Origin of the sequence: Limnobaculum parvum (assembly GCF_003096015.2) — a bacterium.
GTDB classification, from domain to species: domain Bacteria; phylum Pseudomonadota; class Gammaproteobacteria; order Enterobacterales; family Enterobacteriaceae; genus Limnobaculum; species Limnobaculum parvum.
In genome coordinates, this window is record NZ_CP029185.2 from 1,748,721 (window position 1) to 1,768,211 (window position 19,491).

The 19,491-nt window shown below is 40.6% G+C and carries 11 protein-coding genes; 4 read left to right on the forward strand and 7 right to left on the reverse strand.

The genetic code is table 11. The features are described from left to right. Positions 1 to 365: 365 nt before the first annotated feature. Both yjbD and HYN51_RS07070 read right to left on the reverse strand, forming a co-directional pair. Complete coding sequence (gene yjbD / locus HYN51_RS07065) at positions 366 to 629, reverse strand: DUF3811 domain-containing protein (protein WP_108899376.1); 264 nt, start codon at positions 627 to 629, stop codon at positions 366 to 368. A 75-nt stretch (positions 630 to 704) separates the two neighbouring features. After that, positions 705 to 1,604, reverse strand: coding sequence for a manganese-dependent inorganic pyrophosphatase (locus HYN51_RS07070; protein WP_108899377.1), 900 nt, complete (start codon positions 1,602 to 1,604; stop codon positions 705 to 707). A gap of 165 nt (positions 1,605 to 1,769) precedes the next feature. On the opposite strand from HYN51_RS07070, the gene HYN51_RS07075 reads away from it, so the two are divergent. Together HYN51_RS07075 and HYN51_RS07080 are read left to right on the forward strand one after the other, a co-directional pair. Next, positions 1,770 to 2,756 (forward strand): helix-turn-helix domain-containing protein, encoded by a 987-nt coding sequence (locus HYN51_RS07075; protein WP_108899378.1) that lies wholly within the window; start codon positions 1,770 to 1,772, stop codon positions 2,754 to 2,756. A 404-nt stretch (positions 2,757 to 3,160) separates the two neighbouring features. Further along, positions 3,161 to 3,823, forward strand: a complete 663-nt coding sequence (locus tag HYN51_RS07080) for a DUF3313 domain-containing protein (protein ID WP_108899379.1) — start codon at positions 3,161 to 3,163, stop codon at positions 3,821 to 3,823. Positions 3,824 to 5,106: 1,283 nt separating this feature from the next. Here HYN51_RS07080 and HYN51_RS07085 read toward each other — a convergent pair. From HYN51_RS07085 to HYN51_RS07105, 5 genes are all read right to left on the reverse strand, one after another. Next, positions 5,107 to 5,718 carry a response regulator transcription factor gene (locus HYN51_RS07085; RefSeq protein WP_192878457.1) on the reverse strand — a complete coding sequence of 204 codons (612 nt, stop codon included), beginning with the start codon at positions 5,716 to 5,718 and terminating at the stop codon, positions 5,107 to 5,109. Between the two features lie 383 nt (positions 5,719 to 6,101). Next, complete coding sequence (locus tag HYN51_RS07090; RefSeq protein ID WP_108899381.1) at positions 6,102 to 7,946, reverse strand: TolC family protein; 1,845 nt, start codon at positions 7,944 to 7,946, stop codon at positions 6,102 to 6,104. Further along, complete coding sequence (locus tag HYN51_RS07095; RefSeq protein ID WP_108901987.1) at positions 7,947 to 9,152, reverse strand: HlyD family type I secretion periplasmic adaptor subunit; 1,206 nt, start codon at positions 9,150 to 9,152, stop codon at positions 7,947 to 7,949. A gap of 50 nt (positions 9,153 to 9,202) precedes the next feature. After that, on the reverse strand, positions 9,203 to 11,293 hold the full coding sequence (locus HYN51_RS07100) for a type I secretion system permease/ATPase (RefSeq protein ID WP_108899382.1): 2,091 nt from the start codon (positions 11,291 to 11,293) through the stop codon (positions 9,203 to 9,205). Between the two features lie 111 nt (positions 11,294 to 11,404). Further along, entirely contained in the window at positions 11,405 to 15,082 is a 3,678-nt protein-coding gene (locus HYN51_RS07105) for an Ig-like domain-containing protein (protein WP_192878459.1), read from the reverse strand. A gap of 1,180 nt (positions 15,083 to 16,262) precedes the next feature. Here HYN51_RS07105 and HYN51_RS07110 point away from each other — a divergent pair. Together HYN51_RS07110 and HYN51_RS07115 are read left to right on the forward strand one after the other, a co-directional pair. Then, the gene (locus tag HYN51_RS07110) at positions 16,263 to 17,285 is read left to right on the forward strand and encodes an HlyD family secretion protein (protein ID WP_157953003.1); all 1,023 of its coding nucleotides are present in this window, start codon (positions 16,263 to 16,265) and stop codon (positions 17,283 to 17,285) included. A 28-nt stretch (positions 17,286 to 17,313) separates the two neighbouring features. Continuing rightward, complete coding sequence (locus tag HYN51_RS07115; protein ID WP_108899385.1) at positions 17,314 to 19,485, forward strand: peptidase domain-containing ABC transporter; 2,172 nt, start codon at positions 17,314 to 17,316, stop codon at positions 19,483 to 19,485. The last annotated feature ends 6 nt before the right edge of the window (positions 19,486 to 19,491 follow it).

Consider the following 19,491-nt stretch of genomic DNA (forward strand, 5'->3'; position numbering starts at 1 on the left):
GACCCGCCATGATAACAGCCGTTTTATTATTACAGATATATCAATTTGGTGATTTTTTAATCTCAAACCTAAAAGTTTGGTTAAAAAAAAGAAATATACGGTTTTTTGGCCTGATTAATGACGCCATCACGAAAATAAATACTAAATTACCGTGCTTGTTTCGATAAATATTGATGATTATTTAACATTATGGTCATTTTTCGGCTGTTTTTGAGATTGTCACTCTGACAACGACATGCCTAGTATAATTGACAGGTGCATTTTTAACCAATTTAGGCAACCACTGAAGTAAAGGCCAATCATCTTTCTTTGGACTCACTAAAATTGTAATCGCTCGGTTTATTATTTAACCTCGCGAAAAGGGGTTACCGGACACCCCGTGAGTGATTTTTTTTGCTCCAGCTAAAGGTTTCATCGCTGGGAACGAATTTGTCCTTTTTCTTTTCTGCCCGAGCTTTTTTCTCTTCTTTTTCCAGTTCTTTCATTATTTGAGCAATAACGTCCTCTTTTGCTTTATTGAGTTCACTATTGGTTAACGATCGGCCTAATTCTCTTTTTAATTGTGCCTGTTTCATTTTGATCTGCTGTAACTGGCTTTCAGTTAAGTCTTTCAAGGTTAACTTTTTCATTATTGCTCCTTCCCGATGGCAGATAGTATTTAGTGTAACGTGAAAATTAGATGGTGGGTATGCCACCATACTTAATTATTTGTCTGCGTTCAGTTTTTGAGTTAACCACGGCACTAACTGCTTTTTGCGGCTTAACATATTTTCAATGGTAATCGGCGACTGACTGATAGGGTTGTTTTGGGAAAAGTAGAGACAGCTTTGTGAACTAGATAAAGAGGTTACCATCAACACATAAAAATCTAGTCCTTCACTCTGTGCACGCATCTCCATTTCTTGCTTTAGTGCGGGCAATTGAGGTTCAATCGCGTGAAAATCGCTGACCTCTATTTGGCTAAGAATCAGCTTATAATCGCCAATCAGGTAATTCTTCTCATCTTTTTGTAGCAAACGTTCAATACTAAGCCCGCTGATATCTGTTTTGGCATCCAGCAGTTTAATACGGAAGGCGTTCAAATCGATTTTAGCGATCTGGCTTAGTTTATGGGCTGTTTGCCTGTCTTGTTCGGTGGTGGTTGGTGACTGGAAAGCAATCGTATCGCTGAGTATAGCCCCGAGCAGCAGTAATGCATGTGACTGGCTTAGCGGATAGCCCGGCGTGTGAGTAACAATATCAAAAACCAGCGTGGCACAGCAGCCGACTTTCCTTATCCACGCATCAAGTGGTTCCGTGGTGATTAACGAACCGAGGCGGTGATGATCAATCAAACCCATTACCTGACTTTTATTCAGATTCTCCGGGCCTTGTTCTAAATCGCTGAAATCAACCAACCAGACCGGTTGACCCGCAATATTGTGTTCAAGTAATGGTGGTGAAGGGCATTGTGCTTGCGACAAGATAAATCCAGTTTCTGGATTTAGTTCTCCCAGCCGATAAGCCGTTGCGGGTTGGTTGGTAAAGTTTAGCCAGTCGCTGACAACAATAGCACAGCATATTGAATCACTGTCCGGGTTTAGATGGCCGAATACCGAGATCATAAATCTACCTTATACTAAAGATGAAAAGCGTTGCATAACGGGGGAGTTACCCATAGCATACCTGTTGATACTACTATACCTTAAAACTGACATGGGTTGTGTAACTCTCTGCTTTTGATGTCTTTTATCATGGATTTATCAAATTAATTAGGTGGTTAAGTACTCATGACACTTTCGTCAAAGTATCAGGAAAAGACTATCCAAGGATTGGATATGGTCAATAAATTTGAGGCACTGGAGGGGAGTTACTTTGAACGCAGGATAATAAGTTTTGAACATAATAATGAAGTGCGCAATTTTCGACTCTCATTAGGTGACACTTTTCTGGAGTCTGGACATCACCTGTCTGCACTAATTGGTCGGGGGAAGGTATCGTCGGAATATGTCTTCTTAGGGATCACCATCAAAGGGGGAGAGTATACGCGATATAACGGGATATCCATCGGTGTCGGTAATTTGCGTATTTACCCTGAAGGTTCAGATATTCTTTATCAGTCGATGGGCGAGGCTGAATGGTTTACTTACTCTATTTCCAGAGAAAAACTACAAAAAGCGTTAGATGTATACAGCGATGGCAAAATTAAACTGATACCGCATCAGGTCATGACATTCCCACTGAAAGCCGCAAATTACGAACAGTTAAAAACGATGCTTCTGGATATCAGACAGATGGCCTACAGGCCTGGTGAGACTACATTAAGTGACGATGTATCGAAGATGTTGTCAACGGGACTGCTGGATGGCTTTATTAAGGCCATTTGTGCTTCTAATGGCGAACCTGACACAATAAAGCCCAACAGCTTAGCACTACTTCATGGGCAACTGATAATGGCTACTGAGTTGATGGTGTTGGAGGGGGAGGAAAATAATCTCAAACTGAGCGATCTTGCCAAAGCGACAGGTTATACCCTGAGAGCTTTAGAGTTTATTTTTAAAAACTCGGTAGGAATGTCGCCTAGAAACTGGTTTCTGAATATGCGGATGAACGGGGTGCTACGTGATTTAATGGAGGCTAAGCCGGACGTGACTGTATCGGATGTGGCCACTAAATGGGGATTTCAACACCTTGCTCGCTTCTCTGCACAATACCGGGAAATGTTTGGTGAATTACCGAGTAAAACGCTAAGCCGGGTACGAGAGCGTAATAAATGAATCTTCATATTAGAATGGATAGGGGGTAAAGAAATGCAGCCAGTTAATTACATAAAAGTAAAGTATTTCCCTTGCTCTTTAACCCAGAAATGAGTCGCTTTTGTGGATTATTTTTAGATTGAAATAATCAATTGAAATTATTTTAAATTTCATTATATATTGTGGTGTCAATTGTGCTTTTTTATTGATAAATCAAGAATAAATATTTTCACGGTAGCCTCACTAATAGCATCTATACTGAGTGTACCGACAGAGCAGGTATTTAGGACCATTGGTTAGAGTAATATGGCCTTATAAAAGAATAAGATAGCAATTTACTGATTCCTGCAATTTTCTCTTTTATGTCGGCATAGTGCTCTGCTTAACAAACAATCAATTTGACGATTACATATTAGGGGTCAAGTATGTTGGCGATGAAGCATATCTCCGCAGCAGTAGTTATCGGTAGCCTTTTATTAGGCGGTTGTACCTCAAAGGTAGCGGACACTAAAGATTACTCTGGTTTTTTACCAGACTATTCAAAACTGCATAAAGCTGAAAGCGCGTCAGGGCAGGAAGTATTACGCTGGGCTGACCCATCGTTTAAAGCTCAAAATTATCAGAACCTTTATTATGAACCAATAGTTTATTACCCAACTCCAAAGCCTAATGCACAAATCACGCAACAGACATTGGATCAGGTATTAAGTTATACCAACCAAAATGTTAAGTCTGCTTTTGGTCAACGACTGAATCTGGTTAATTCACCAAAAACACCAAATACACTTATTTTCCGTGGTGCAATTACTGGTGTAGCGGCCTCTACAGAAGGCCTACAGTTTTATGAAGTCATCCCTGTCGCTTTAGTGATTGCCGGTACAATGGCCGCAACCGGAGAGCGGGATCAAGATACAACATTACTATTTGAAGGCCAGTTAATCGATGCCAGCACGGGTAAAACGGTGTTTGAAGTGGTGCGTAAAGGCTTTGGTAAACAGCTGAGTAATGATTCTCAAAAAGTAACGGCAGAAGATCTGAAGAAGATCGTTACCGATATGTCATCGGATATTCAGCGTTACAGAGATTAAGTCGTTCTATGCTGTACCATACGCCGCAGTTACCTGCGGCGTTTTTTTTGCTCGTACATCAAAGATTAAGCCCTGAACCGCTAAGTTGAGCATAGGTAGTTAGAATTAACCTATTACACTGATAGGCTAAACCATTAATTACAGATATTTTAGTGATTAATATCGCAGTAATCATATCGTTCCGCCAAAGTGAATGAATATATTCATTTCCATGAAAATAATATGTTTTTATCCCACCTAATAATAAAACAAAAAATTAACAATTAAATTACATTTAAGTGACAAAGTTAAAACAAGGAACTAGTCTTTGTAGTAAGCCGTATCAAAAGGTTAAAAACTAAAGCTTTTGATACTAACCTATAAATCTGTATTCAATAGATCAGCGAGGAGTTTACTATGAAAGTATTATTAACCGTAACGGGTACCATTTTGCTGATATTCTATTCAACGCTTTTTGTCATTAACATGCCTTAATTTTTGTCGCATAGTTAAGCTAATCTCCACTTAGAGTCCTCTGGTGGAGATTGTTTTATTTTTTTACCTCCCTTATCTTTTTGCAACATATATAATTTCATTTTTTTTATAAATATATTAATAAAGTTGATAATTTATACCTTAAAATCAATCAAATAGAAAATTTGGGCATGGGCGTAGCTTCATCACATGCTTTTGTTGCTTTTCGCATTATGGATAACGCCGTTGCTAAATCGGAGTTAAATTATCATTCGTTAATTATCAAATATAAAAAAGCAACAGGTTAGTAATAATATGACCTTTGACATGTAACTCAGCAGCAGGTTACCAATGAGGAGCTATTGTTTATGATTGGTTTAATTCAGGATATTTTACAAAAAGTAGTGGAATGGTCATCAAACTTTATGATCATATTTTCTTTATGTGCATTTATTCTACTTTATATATTTTGTGCGATAGGTTTGTTTGCCATCTTAAAAGATGGCTCGGAAAGTGACAATTATGACGACCACGTTAACCGATAGTTAGCTAATAAATATTTTTAGTGGCTATTTTGTCTTAAATTTTTAGAAAAAATACATCTTATATATAGATATGGTTTTATATGATTATGTGGTTATATTAAATTAATTAACTGATTTTAGATTAATTATTGTTCGATAAATAAACATCATTTATCATCAAAAGAGTATGTGGTGATTAATTTTTAGAAAAGAAAGATATTAAAAATGTAATCCGATAGTAAAAAGGAAAGGCAGGGAATTGGTTTCATTCCCTCCTTCACGCCATCAAATTGCATTAATGGTAGATTAGATAGAAAAACTGCCTAGCTTAAATAGGTCAAGAGAGTTTTTTATCTCCAGTTTAAACATAATATTATAGCGATGAACGCTCACTGTTTTACTACTAATATTCAGTTTTTCTGCGATATCTTTATTTGATATTCCCTGGGTAATAAACTGTAATATTTCGCGTTCACGATTAGTTAACATGGCTGTTTTATTAACTTTATCATTACACAATTTATTTTTTGGAATGCACTGGAAGCCGTTCATTACCAACTTAGACACTAGGGTAAGGGAGTCAATGTCATTGGTTTTATCAATAATCCCATCGATTGATACATCTAATGAATTAATAATATTAGAGTTTGAATTTTCAGAGGTCAGACCAATAATCTTAGTTGATGAGTTTTCACCATGTATTTCTTTTACCAGTTTATCTTTATCATTATTGATCAGATCAATATTGATGAGTACTAACTGTATATCTTGATTTTTAATCATATCGACAACGCCAGTTGTTGAATGAATAGCACCTACGATATCCAGAAAGTCGGTGTTTTTTAAAATTTCACTGATTGCGAAACATACAAATTGATTATTATCGACAATTAATGTCTTTATTTTGCCTTTGTCCATTTTTAAGCGCCTATCGTTGTTTAATACTTGCATTCGTATTCAATGTAGTGAGTGCAATGTTCTCTATATTAGAAACGGATCACAGAAAATAGATTCATTAACCAGAGTTGTGAGCTATTAATAGAGATATTTGTATTAGTAAATGAATAAAATCATCAGGATTTTTCTAATCTGTACATAACACGGATAAAAACCCCTTTATATTGATATGATTACTTATGTTTCAATTGATATATTTTCCTACTTCACTAATCATATAGGCCCCTCATATATAAGGCTTCTTAGAAAGCCTGTTCATTTTTAACATACAATTCTGAAAATCGCTATTTATTAATATACATGGTTAATAATTTGATTTTTAAAAAGATAAATATAAATTTTTGTTATTTTTTTCTAATCCCGATTAAAAGCAGGGGATCATCTATTCCTTTAGGTAAGGAATGAGTATTTGAGTTAACAACTCGTTCTTTTGAGATGTTTTCTTTAGTTTTCTGTACGGGCTGTGATTCAGAGTATTTATATGGCTTAGAGATGTAATCATCATTGCTATTATTGTTGCTACTTAATGCGGGGGTGAAAGTCTGCGATCGACCAATAGCTTTGGTTTGAATATTCTGTGATGTTGTGTTTTCCGGTTTGTTAACCACCGTGGTTTGATTATTTGGCAATGTAGCCGTTTCGGGTCTGTTAATCACCGCTATTTGAGCATGTTGCGATGGTACGATGTCAGATTTGGTGAACGTCGTTGCTTGGGCGTTCTGTGCAGTGGCCGTTTCCGGTTTATTGGTCATCTCAGTTTGAACGGTTGGTGAAGAAATGGTTTCTGGTTTGTTACTCACCATAGGTTGGCTACTTGGAATCACTGATTGCTCAGGTAGCATCTCTTCTGTTATTGGAGATTCAGCCGTTTTCTGTGGTTGTTTATTGCTGCCAAACAGATTGGAAACCAAATTGCCGCCATCGTCTTCTTCAAATTTGACGTTGATATTGAAAGCTTTATTTATTTCACCCAGCTCAGAGAATACGCGTATAAGCAGAACCCTGAAGTTAAAATCAGCATTCACTTTATTACTCATGGTCTGAAAAAGTTCCTGCTCAGAGTTTAATAAGTCCAATACAGAACGACGGTTTACTTTGTATTGCTCATGGTAAAGCTCTTTAACTTCTTGTGAATGAAGAATGCGTTGAGCATAGATGTTGGACTGATTTTCTTGGCTCAGTGCTTCCTGATACATTTGAGAAACTTTAGTGGATAAGTCTTCAATGGATTTTTCAATATTCCAACGGGCACTTTCCACCCGTTGCGCTGCACCCCGGCTGCGATAAATAGCACCACCACCGTCAAAAATATTACTGTTTACATTGAGCATGACGACCGTGTCATTTGCTCCCGTGGTGCTTAACTTTCCTTGAGAAACAGAGACGCTGAGAGCAGGGAGCCAACTTTTACTGGTATAAGCATATTCCGATGCTGCGGCATCTTTGTTGGCCCTGATGGCCTCAACTCGTGGTGAAGCTGAGATGCGCTCTTTCATTTTTAAGGCAAGTTTAGCTTTCAACGCGCTGACATCTGGAATACTTAGCCCGGAAGGGCGTTTACCCACCAAAATAAAGTAATCTTCTTGTGCGGCTTTTAATTGTGCTTCATAGTTTGACAGTTCCGCATCCAATCCTTTGATGCGGACTTCTACTTGTTCAACATCACCTCGGCTATCTACACCACCGCTGGCTCTGGCTTCTGCCAGAGAAAGAATATTGTGGTGTTCAATATTATTCTTTTTATTGATATCAATTAGCTGTTCATATTTAAGAATATTTAAATAGGTTTCAGAAACTTTTGAGGACAAGACTTCAGCTTCATCATGGGCGGTATATACCTCTGAGGATTTATTATGTTCAGCATAATTAACCTGATCGCCAACCCGACCAAAATCGAACAGGGTTTGATCGACTTTAACCGAATAGGTATTGCTGCCATCGCTGTCCTGCTTATTGCTGCGCATAACTTCGTTTCCCGCATTAACGGAAACGTTAGGTAGCCAACCGCTTCTTGCTTCACCAATGGTGCTCTCTGCGGAAGCAATTTTTCCCGAATGGTATTTGATAGTGGGTGAACGATTGACGGCCATCTGCAACGTTTCATTTAATGTTTCGGCGCTCACTTTTGTCGACAGCGTAGAAAAATAGCTGACAGCCAGAGCAAGCATGAATTTATTGTATCGAATCACTTATCTTTCCCTCAGTGCTTCTTTGGCTTTATTCAATGGCTTAATCAGATAATCGAGCACTGATTTTTTTCCCGTTTTAATATCAACCGTAGCCAACATGCCCGGGACAATCTCATGTATCTTGCCGTCAGGTGTTTCTAGTGCAGAACGTTCAGTACGGACAAAAACCTTGTAGTAGTACTGTTCACGTCGTACCTGATCCTGAATGGTATCGGGGGAAATTCGTTCTACCGTTGCATCCATCGTTCCGTATATTGATGATTCATAGGCGCTAACCTTTACGATTGCCTTTTGATTTGGATGAATGAATGCAATGTCTCTCGGGTTTATTTTTACTTCTATAACCAGTTGATCTTCTGATGGAACCACTTCCATCAGTTTTCCTCCTGGTTCCAGTACGCCACCGACAGTAGTAACTTGTACATCTTTAACGATGCCTTTTACCGGTGAATTAATAACCGTACTGGTTAACTGGTCTTTTCTTTGCAATAGCTGGAAGTAGATAGAATCGAGTTCATTTTTCTTTTTAACCAGTTCCTCTTTAGCTTGCTCAAAGTAATGGTTACGGGCTTCAGTGATTTTATTTTTTAGCTCGTTTTCTTCTCTTCTTAAACGCAGCTCTTCGACTTGGCTTACGGCTCCCTTTACGACTAATGGACGAATAAGATTCAACTCATTAACTGTCAGTTTTAAACTGCGCTGTAGGCCCGATATGTTTTCATCCAAACCTCTGCGACGCGTGATAAGTAGGGACATTTCATGGTCAATGAGTACCTTGTTATCCGCTAATAGATCTTCGTCTGACATATCCTTATAGGCGATACCACCGCTGAACTCGCGTAGTAACAATAAGAAGTCTGGTTTACTGTTATCATCTTTTATTTCTGAGGTTAAACGAGCGATACTGACTGCCAGTCCTTTAACTTTTGCACCAATCTCGTCGTACCCCGCCTGAAAGCGCGTGGCATCCAGAACGGCTAATTGCTGACCCGCATTAACCAGATCGCCTTCCCGCACCATTAATTCACGAATAACACCCCCATCTCTGGCTTGAATCATTTGTGAACGGTTCCAAGTAATAACGGTTCCTTGACCACTGGTGACTTCATCTAGCTCGGCATAATTGGCCCATAAAAGAAGGGCGAAGCAGATTAATAGAATCATCCAGATGATATGGGTGTGCTTTTGCACCGGATCGCCATGCATGCTGATGGTTTTTTTCTTTTTACTAAACAAACTCATTTTCATCATCCTGACTAATTAGTGGCTTGCAGCTTTTGCAATACTTGATCTCTTGGACCATCAAGGATGATATTCCCCTGATTCATAACAATAACTCGGTCAACCAGCCTCAAAGGAGCCTGACGGTGAGTTACCACAACGAACGTTTTGTTTTTAATATGATCGTGTAGCGATGCAACCACATGTTTTTCCAGCTTTTCATCCATATTGGCGGTTGGTTCATCAAGGAATAGAACAGGGGAGTTGCGTAGCAGGGTTCTGGCTAGCAATAAGGTTTGCTTTTGGCCACCTGATAACCCTCGACCGCCTTCGGCAATGGATAAATCCAGTCCTTTCCCCGTTTTTAGTAGGCTTGCGGCACCGGCAATATTTAATACATCAACAATTTGTTCTATGGATGTCTGAGGTTTACCCATAATTAAATTGTCTCTGATGGTGCCGTGAAATAACTGAGCGCCCTGCGGTAAATAAGCAATATCGCGGCGAATATCATTATTAGAGATATCTTTCATTACCAGACCATCAAGCAGCAATTCACCTTCCGTTGTTTCAGCAATACCGGAAATCAGACGCAGCAGTGAGGATTTTCCTGCGCCGATAGAACCCAGAATCGCAATTTTTTCTCCAGGTTTAATCTCGAGTTTGTTGATATCCAACACCATCGGAGCATCAGCGCTAAAGCGATACTTCACGTTTTTCAAACTGAAGTTACCCTTAATTTTGTCGGTATGTAGCGTTTCACTAAAGGGTTTTTGGTCCAGCGGCTTTTTCAGGAACTCATCTAAACCGGTTTTAGCCATTTTGGCGTGCTGCCAACGGGTTAATACCGACGCCAATTGCCCTAACGGAGCAACAGTTCGGCTAGACAATATGGAGCAGGCAATTAGCGTACCGGTCGTAATATCGTTATTGATGACCAGATAAACGCCCAAAGCGATGACGCTGATATACACTAACTGTTGAATAAACTGACACCAGTTAGTAATCAGGCTTGACCAGTGTCTTTGTTCTAAAGAGATTTGTGCCGTAGTGGTGTTACATTCATTCCAAGTACGTAGAAAACGATCTTCAGCCTGCATGATCTTAATGTCTTCCAGACCTTCTACCGTTTCCACCAGCATGGCGTTACGAATTGCACTTTCACGAATACCTTTTTGGGAGAGACGGGACAATGGCCACTGAGCAATCAGGCCAGGAATAATCACCAGAGGAATGGCTAGCAGTGGAGCAAAGGCCAGAGAATTGCCAATAAATGCAATCACGGCAATAAAGATCAGGATAAATGGCATATCCACCATGGCGACGACGGTTGTTGACGTCAGTAATTCACGGATGTGCTCGATTTCTCTTAATTGAGCAACAAAGGCACCGGTGGAATTCGGTCGTGAATCATTTTTCATACGTAATGCCCGGGAGAAAAACATGCCTGACATAAACAGGTCAGTTTTCTTACCGATTGCATCGGCCAAATGGCTGCGGGCAAGGCGTAATCCCATATCCATCAGGAGGGCGAGCATGACACCGATAAACAGAACCCATAACGTTGAATAGGACTGGGCAGGAATAACGCGGTCATAAATTTGCATGGAAAATAGCGCGCTGGAGAGGGCAAGAATATTACCAAATAAAGCACCCAACGCAATTTGACTATAAAACTTAGCGTCTTTGGCTATTAATTGAAATAACCAATTTCCTTTATACGGTTTAAGGAATTCATCAACACGTTTATCTTCGGTTCTTTCTTTTAGATAAATCAACCAGAGGGAGCCATCTCTCATTGATTCCAGCTGTTCTAAATTAACCTGAGTTTTGACGTCTGGAGATATAGGAAATGATACAGTGGCATGTGTTTCATTAATATTGTATACCACAACGGCTTGATTATTATGTAGTGGCACGAGTACAGGAAAAAGCAGTGTAGGTATTTTTTCTAATTTTTCATTAACCTCTTTACATTGTAATCCAATGTAATTTATTAGGTTTACCATGACATCACTACGTTCACCACCATTCTGAACGATGTGTTTTAAATTATTTACACTGACATTAATGCCCAACTCTTTGGCAACAATGGTAACGCATTCGTTCCATGGAGAAAAATCCATAAACAATCCTTTGAATTAATATTCAGGCAACAGTTAACTTATTAATTAATTACTATTAATTAATAATAATTAATTAATAAGGGGCGAAAGAAATCGCCCCTTAGAGAGGGATTAAATTACAGCGATAGTATTTTGTACCCAGACCTGAGCGTCTTCATCTTTATCGTAGACATACAGGTTATATTGCACACCCGATTTGTTAGCGGTTGCGACATTAGTCCAACTGGTTAAATCTAGGTCAACTTTGTCTTCTGCAGTACCTGTAACAAACAAATGTTTGTCATCGTTCATCTTAATCAGATCGTCATATTTCACGTCTAATGTCAGTGCAGAAGTACTGTTCAGATCGATTTGCTCGATGTTGTGCAGTTTGTTTAGCGTTGCTGAATCAATGGTTGTCGCTGATTTATCTTCAAATACAACCGTGTCAAAACCTTTGCCACCATCGATGGATTGGAATCCATCAGACATGACGATGATGCGGTCATTGCCATCGTTAGCAACGACGTTGGTAACGCCATTCGTCCCATCAATGACATCATCACCGTTAGTGCCTACAGCAGATTCTGTTGTACCTTTGACGTAGTGACCTGAATTAGAAACATCAGCAGACTCACCGGTACCGCGGATCGAACCATCATCGTTGTAGGTACGACTGTACAGGTTGCCACCGGTATCTGAAACTTCAGACCAAGTCACTGCGAAGCCACCACCAGCCAGCGCAACGACAGACGGCAGAGAACAAACGCCGGGATCTTCAACGCCTTTATCGACAATAATTTCTTCGGTGATAGCTTGACCACTCATATCAAACACGCGAGAAATAACGTGAGATTCGCCCTGAGTTGTCGCTGATGCCCAGCTAACAACGTAGTTGCCATTTTCCAGAACGGTTATGTCGTTTGCACCGATTAGTGAACCAGCGATTACGCCCTGAGCACCATCGGTAGTGCTGTTAACGACGATGGGTTGTGCATCAAGAGCCAATAACTTTCCGTTCTGCAGTTGGAAACGCTGAACTAATACGTCACCCATATCGCTACCGGTTACGCGAACCCACGATACGGCGAAGGTACCATCAGGTAAGGTGATGATCTTAGGTGAAACATCAGCAGAACCTTTTGGTGCGCCGGTATTAAGCGTTGCGCCATCAAGTACGATCTTACCGGTACCGAAGTCCACAACGGAGATTTTTAGGTCAACCGGGTTTTTCAGCAATTGATCGAGAGACCAGTCTTTCCCCGCTTGTTGCCAGATCACGGCATATTGACCGCCGCCCAGATCGGCACCGACTAAACCTTCACTGTCGCTGGTTGGGTTCTTACCAAAGATCCAGTTAACGGCTTTATCGAAGGCACCATTGCTGGTCGTGATATAGCCGTTTTCAGTGAAGAAGCCACCCAGCGAGAAATCATGCGGCGATTCCGTGTTTTCACTGACTTTAACCAGATTGCCATTGGCATCCTTATCGTAGCGAACGCTGTATAAGTTTGCGCCGGCTTCGAAAGCATTCAGGTCGAACCATGTCAAAACGGAGTCAGCCAAACCTTCAATGGGTTTAACCAGTAGATTCAGAACGCCTTCGGTGATGAAGTCGATAACAGAACCAATAATTGGAATGCCTTTTAAGCCTAATGCATCAGTGAACTCTTTAATAAAGCCAGAAATATCAGCGTTATTAACCATGTTTTCCAGATCTAACGGTTCAGTAAAACGGGTGCCGGTAAATACAACGCTACCGTCTTCCATTTGAACAATCGATGAGCTCAACAGACCCTGACCAAACATCGCCGTGTAGATACGATTGGTCAGGCCGTTTACAAACAGGTCAACTAACGCTTTAAAGTCGGTGTCAGGCAGAATATTCAGGAAATCAATGGTTTTCAGAGCACTGGTCATGAAGTCTGCAATTGGGTTCACGATACCTGATAGGGTATTCGTGATCAGATTTGCTAAACCATCTGGCAGTAAACCCGTCAGCAGACCATTCATGCCACCAATATCACCGGAAGAGGCGACAATCTGTGGGCCTGCAGTGATTTCTGCACCATCAGCAGAGAAACGCTGATAAACAACGTCGTTACCGGTATAGCTTGAAGGATTTTCGTTTCTCGAATACAGAACGGTAATCGCACCATCAACAGGAGAGACCGCAACGTCAAAGTTACTTAAGTAAGCTTTAGCACTGTCCCTGCTGTAGCCATCGGCCACATTCTTATCACCCAGCGTTAGCTCAGAAACCATTTGACCACTAGCGTCAAAAATCTTGACCTTGACGTCATAGAATTTAGAACCAGCGGCTTCCGCTTGTGGGTAAGCGACCAGATATCCACCATTTGGTAGGGCTCGGGTAATTGAGATTGGGGCATCAATACTGTTATCAATTTCAACCTCACGGATATCAGCAACAATAACTGACATGTCATAAGGTTTTTGTTCAAAAGTGATATTAACCGCATTCTCTTTACTTGGGCCGGTTACTGGGGTGTTGATGATAGTTTCAACATCAAAAGAGTGCTTACCTACAGGTAAGTTAGTTGCTGTAATACTCCAGTTACTGTCAGTGCCAACAGTGGTAGTACCAATAACGGTATTGCCATCCATGACTTGAACTATGGCACCAGGTGTACCCAAACCATGTAAAGTAGGAGAGGTGATCTCTGTGGTGTTAGACAGGTCCATCACCTGTGTTCCATCGCTCATACCTAATACAGTCGCTTTGGTAGCAACGGGAATAGTAATGTGAGAAACATTGTCTAAATCATCGGCTAGGCTGATTACGCTGGTACCTGGAATGAGAGACGCACCATTCTCAAGGGTAAACTTGTAGTTACCGCTATCGTCTGCTTTGATCGTGTATTCAGCAACACCGTCACCATTCAGATCCAGTTTAACGACGGCTCCTGCTTCGGTTTTACCGGTAATAACCGCTAAATCCTGAGAAATAGTCATTGAGATAAAGTCAGGGGCCGTTGCATCGATAACAGTACTAACTTCAATTTTCCCGCCTTTGCTATCTAATACCCAAATGCTAACGGTTGAGCCATCAGGAATAGCGGTTGGAGAAGGGAAAGACCAGTTACCATTGGCATCAGTGGTTGTCGTATAGTCATGAGTACCATCGTTATTGATATCAATATAGACGGTAGTGTTATGAGCATCACTGGTACCTGATAGGCTTGAACCATTAGAACGGTTCAGCGTGACCAGTGTCGGGTCAGTCAAATTACTTGGCGTAGGATCCGGAGTAGGGTCTGGATCTGGCGTAGGGGTTACACTACTGGAGCTATGCCCATTATCATCATCGTTATTTGCAAGAGCAATCAAACCAGCAATAGTTGCAGCACCTAAGCCTAGCGCAACAAAAAGACCGGTATTATCATCACTACCCGCAGCGGCAGCTTCTTCGCCACGCATCTCATAATAATCCCAACCAGAGATAACATCTTTTAATTGCTCTGGTGTATAGGCAACAACCTCGCTGCCATCTGCGTAGAGTCTTTCATCACCAAGAACGATTTGCTTTTCTGGTAAACCGGATGCGGCGGTATTCTCAATGGTTAATGAACTCATACCTTGGTCGGCTGAACCGAAGAAGTTATCTACATTGATCACTTTACCATCAGTCGTGTTCACAACTAACTGTGAACCAGAACGTGACATATGAGTAATCGTGCCGTCATTGGCTTCCACGAAAAGGCGAGTCCCCGGTGTTGCACTGATTTGTGTTGAGCCAGTTAGTGAGACTTCTTCAACGGCTTGCCCTACTTTTTGTACGTATAGTTTCATATCCATAACCTATATTTGAGGTGTAAAAATTAGCGTTTAAAATTAAAAATAGTATCAGTTACAAATAAGCTAATTTTTTCCATTGAATTATAATTAGCTATAATTATTTAAGTGCTAAATATAAGAGGTCTTTCATTCAGAAAAAATCCTCCGCCCAATTTAGACTTGAGTGCCTGTTAGATGCCGGGTAAATTTATCAAAAAATCTTGCAATGCAAATTATAAGAAAAGATAAAATAGTGTTTTTACTATAAAATAAGTATTTATTTATAAAATAATGGTCATTACTTATTATGTTTCATTTTCAATTAAATAATTATTGAAAGTTTATTTATATTTTAATTTTATTTATATCAAAATATTGATTTGTTGATTTATGAATAATAAATTGCTTTATGGTCATGGTGTTATGGATTTGTTTTTGACTTAAGTAATCACCTAAAAATATGTTTTATCTTTAAATCATTTCAGTGATAATCACATCGATTGGTTACTGTTTCTCTAGTTGAAATATGAAGTCTTATATTATATGCAATTTTATTTATACAGTGAGTTAAGATATGGCTATCATTTGTTTTTAAATTTGACATATATTGCATTGGGTAGGGTTGTTGTTATATTCTTGCCTCAATAGGTACTAAAATTCATTGATGTTATAAAACTTGTGGGTGATGCCTAATAATATGGGCGGTATATTTATTTAATCTGAATGTTGGCTCGTTTATTTTATTGGCTTCTAAAGAGTTATTTAATATTTCTAAGTTAAGTGTTCAATATATATTGATAGCAAAATTTTATTAAATTATGGCGTGATTAAAACCCACACCACTTACTGGCGTGTAATTTAATGAAACGATAAGCGGATTCATTAATTTATCGACGCCACATAAATTAAGTATGCATCGTTAGTAAATCTATTTAACGTAATAATTATTAAGGATAAAATGGCTATGGGGCTATTTCGCCAGGAGGCGCTTCAGGCAGAAAAACAAAAATGGCTTGGCAGTGTTATGTTAAGTACTCCTTTGACATTGAGATTTTTTACTGCTTTTGTTTGCGCCATTACGGTATTTCTCGTGCTTTTTTGCATTTTGTTTTCTTATACACGAAAGCAGACCGTTACGGGACAGTTAGTACCCGATCGCGGAGTAATCAAGGTTTATAGTCCGCAATACGGCGTAGTGACAGACAAAAAAGTGAAAGAAGGCGAATTTGTCAAAAAGGGTGATGAGCTTTATGTCATTTCCAGCGAAAGAGAGTCGCAAAACAGTCATGGTACTCAGCAGGTGATTAGTGCTCAGATTCAGTCGAGATTGGCCTCGTTGAATGAGGATTTAACTAAGAACCAAACGCAATTTACCTCAGAGAAATCCTTACTACAAAGTTATATTCGACAGTTAAACGATCAGGTTAATACCTTAGATAAGCAAATTGTGAATCAACGTAAAATTTTACAGTTGGTTCAACGTCGCCAGCTGCAGTACCAAGAGATTTATAAGAAAGAATACATCTCTCTGGAGCAATTCGAACGGGTGAAAGAAGAGCTATTGCAACAGCAAAGCGCGCTGAGTAGCTATGAACGGGAGAAGATCAATGCACAAAAAGAGCTGTCGGGAAGGCAATCTGAGCTTGATGGACTACTGCTAAAGTTTGATAAACAGCAGGCACAAATCGATCGTAATATCTCCACAACCCGACAAGAGCTGGCTGAAAGTGAAGCCAAACGTGAAATCACTATCCAAGCACCGCAAACCGGTACGATAACCGCTGCCGTTGCTCAGGCAGGGCAGTTTGTGGACAGCAGCAAGCCAATAGTCAGTATTGTTCCTGAAAATTCACTATTGATGGTTCACCTTTATGCGCCAAGCAACGCCGTGGGCTTTATACAGGAAGGTGCAGAAGTTTGGCTACGTTATCAGGCATATCCGTATCAAAAGTTCGGTCAGTACCGTGGCAAAGTGGTGTCTATTTCTAAGGCTGCTTTACTGCAACATGAATTACAAAGCACCATGAATGTGGGTAATGAAGCCTCGCTCTACCAAATTGTAGTAAAGCCAGATAAGCAACGGATTAGCGTTTATGGGAAAGATAAAGCGCTACAACCGGGTATGGAGTTGGAAGCAGACATCACACTGGACAAAAGAAGGCTCTACGAATGGGTATTGGAACCCTTGTTGAGTATCACCAAGAAAGCGACTGACTAAGGCTTAAAGCAACAAGGGAATAATAGGGATGAGTTTCGTTAAAAAAATCAATTTTGGACTGACTAGCCAGCGCTTACCCGTACTGATCCAGACGGAGTCGGCCGAGTGTGGTCTTGCCTGTTTAGCCATGATCGCCGGTTATCATAATTACAACATCGATCTGGCTACATTACGCGGTAAATACAGTATTTCTCAGAAGGGTGCCAACCTGAGCCAACTGTTGAATATTTCAAAGCAGATGAACCTTAGCAGCCGATCTTTGCGGCTAGAAATGGAGGATTTACCCAAGCTTAAATTACCCTGCATATTGCACTGGGAGTTTTCGCACTTTGTGGTACTCAAAGCGATTAAAGGGAATAAGTGTATTATTCACGATCCTGCTGTTGGTATGCGTCAATTGGCGTTCACAGAGGTTTCTAAGTCGTTTACTGGTGTTGCCGTTGAGCTTTGGCCAGACGACGGGTTTAAGCCGCAGGAAGTTAGACGTCAGGTTCGTTTTCGCGATCTGATCGGTAAAATTACTGGCCTTAAAAGCAGTTTTCTTCAAGTGTTATTATTGGCTTTAGGCATAGAGCTGTTCAGTATTATTTCGCCGTTGTTTACCCAATGGACGATTGATTATGTCATCGTTTCTAACGATCGAAATCTGTTAGTCACGTTGATTGTTGGGTTTGGCGTCATGATGTTGGTTCAACAACTGACCTCCGCCGTGCGAGCCTGGGTGATGATGTATATCTCTACATCCATCAGCGTACAGTGGCGTGACAGTGTGTTTCACCACCTTTTACGATTACCTATTAGCTACTTTGAGAAACGCCATTTGGGGGATATCGTGTCTCGCTTTGGTGCCGTTGATGCCATTCAATCAACGCTCTCTTCATCATTCTTTGTTGCCATTCTTGATGGTTTGATGACGATCGTCACACTGGTCATGATGTATATCTATAGCCCTTATCTGGCGACGATCTGTCTAATCACGATGGTGTTATACATCATCGGTCGAATCTTCTGGTATCGCCCATTACGCATGGCGACAGAAGAGCAGATCATTCATGGCGCAAAGCAACAGAGCCACTTTTTAGAAACCATTCGTGGTGTAAGAACCATTAAATTATTTCAACGCCAGAATGAACGCATGTCTGACTGGATGGCATTATTGATCAGTCAGATCAACTCAGGCGTCAGAGTTCAGAAGCTGCAAATCTACTATCAGCAACTCAATGGTTTACTGTTTGGCATTGAAAATCTGGTGGTATTAGGCGTTGGCGCAACCATGGTGATGGATCAAACCTTCACGGTGGGCGTACTGATGGCATTTAGCTCTTATAAGGGGCAATTTAGTAGCCGTATTAGTAGTCTGGTGGATAAGTTTTTTGAATTAAAAATGTTGAGCATTCAGACAGAACGCTTGGCTGATATTGTGTTAACCGAGCCGGAAGATGATATAGAGCAGAAGCAGTATGTCCAACAAACTCAACCACCACGTATTGAATTTGATAACGTGAGTTTCCGCTATTCAGAACATGAACCTTATGTCATCAAAGACACCTCATTTGTTATTGAATCGGGTGAGTGCGTAGCGCTGGCTGGGGCTTCCGGCTGTGGTAAGACGACGCTAAGCCAACTGTTGTGTGGCAGCTTGGTGCCCGTTTCTGGAGATATCCTGATCGATGGCGTCAGCCTGAAGCAACTAACAGTCGCAAATTTGCGCCGCTTCAGCGCTACCGTATTGCAAGATGACGTACTGTTCGCTGGATCCATCATGGATAACATCACTTTCTTTGACCATAACATCAACCATGAGAAGGCCATTAAGTGCGCCATGATGGCAGCCATTCATCACGATATTGAACAAATGCCAATGCAATATAACACCTTGGTCGGTGATATGGGGGTCGCACTGTCGGGAGGGCAGAAACAGCGTATTCTGTTAGCGAGGGCATTGTATAAACAGCCGCAGTTACTGATTTTGGATGAAGCGACCAGCCATTTAGATGTGCAGCTAGAACAGTTAGTAAATACCGCCGTTAGTCAATTGGCGATTACACGACTGGTGATCGCGCATCGCCCTCAAACATTGGCTATGGTTGATCGCATTATCGTTATTGAAAACGGCACAGTAGGTCATGATTTGACACCGGCACAGCTTTTTTCATCGGCAGCACCGTCACAGGGATCGGCTGCGGAACAAGGAAGCTAAAATGAA

Coding starts and splice junctions, on each gene's coding strand:
- HYN51_RS07095 (WP_108901987.1), bottom strand. CDS start 9,152: ATGCATGGCGATCCGGTGCAAAAGCACACCCATATCATCTGGATGATT.
- HYN51_RS07070 (WP_108899377.1), bottom strand. CDS start 1,604: ATGATCTCGGTATTCGGCCATCTAAACCCGGACAGTGATTCAATATGC.
- HYN51_RS07115 (WP_108899385.1), top strand. CDS start 17,314: ATGAGTTTCGTTAAAAAAATCAATTTTGGACTGACTAGCCAGCGCTTA.
- HYN51_RS07075 (WP_108899378.1), top strand. CDS start 1,770: ATGACACTTTCGTCAAAGTATCAGGAAAAGACTATCCAAGGATTGGAT.
- HYN51_RS07080 (WP_108899379.1), top strand. CDS start 3,161: ATGTTGGCGATGAAGCATATCTCCGCAGCAGTAGTTATCGGTAGCCTT.
- HYN51_RS07105 (WP_192878459.1), bottom strand. CDS start 15,082: ATGAAACTATACGTACAAAAAGTAGGGCAAGCCGTTGAAGAAGTCTCA.
- yjbD (WP_108899376.1), bottom strand. CDS start 629: ATGAAAAAGTTAACCTTGAAAGACTTAACTGAAAGCCAGTTACAGCAG.
- HYN51_RS07085 (WP_192878457.1), bottom strand. CDS start 5,718: ATGGACAAAGGCAAAATAAAGACATTAATTGTCGATAATAATCAATTT.
- HYN51_RS07100 (WP_108899382.1), bottom strand. CDS start 11,293: ATGGATTTTTCTCCATGGAACGAATGCGTTACCATTGTTGCCAAAGAG.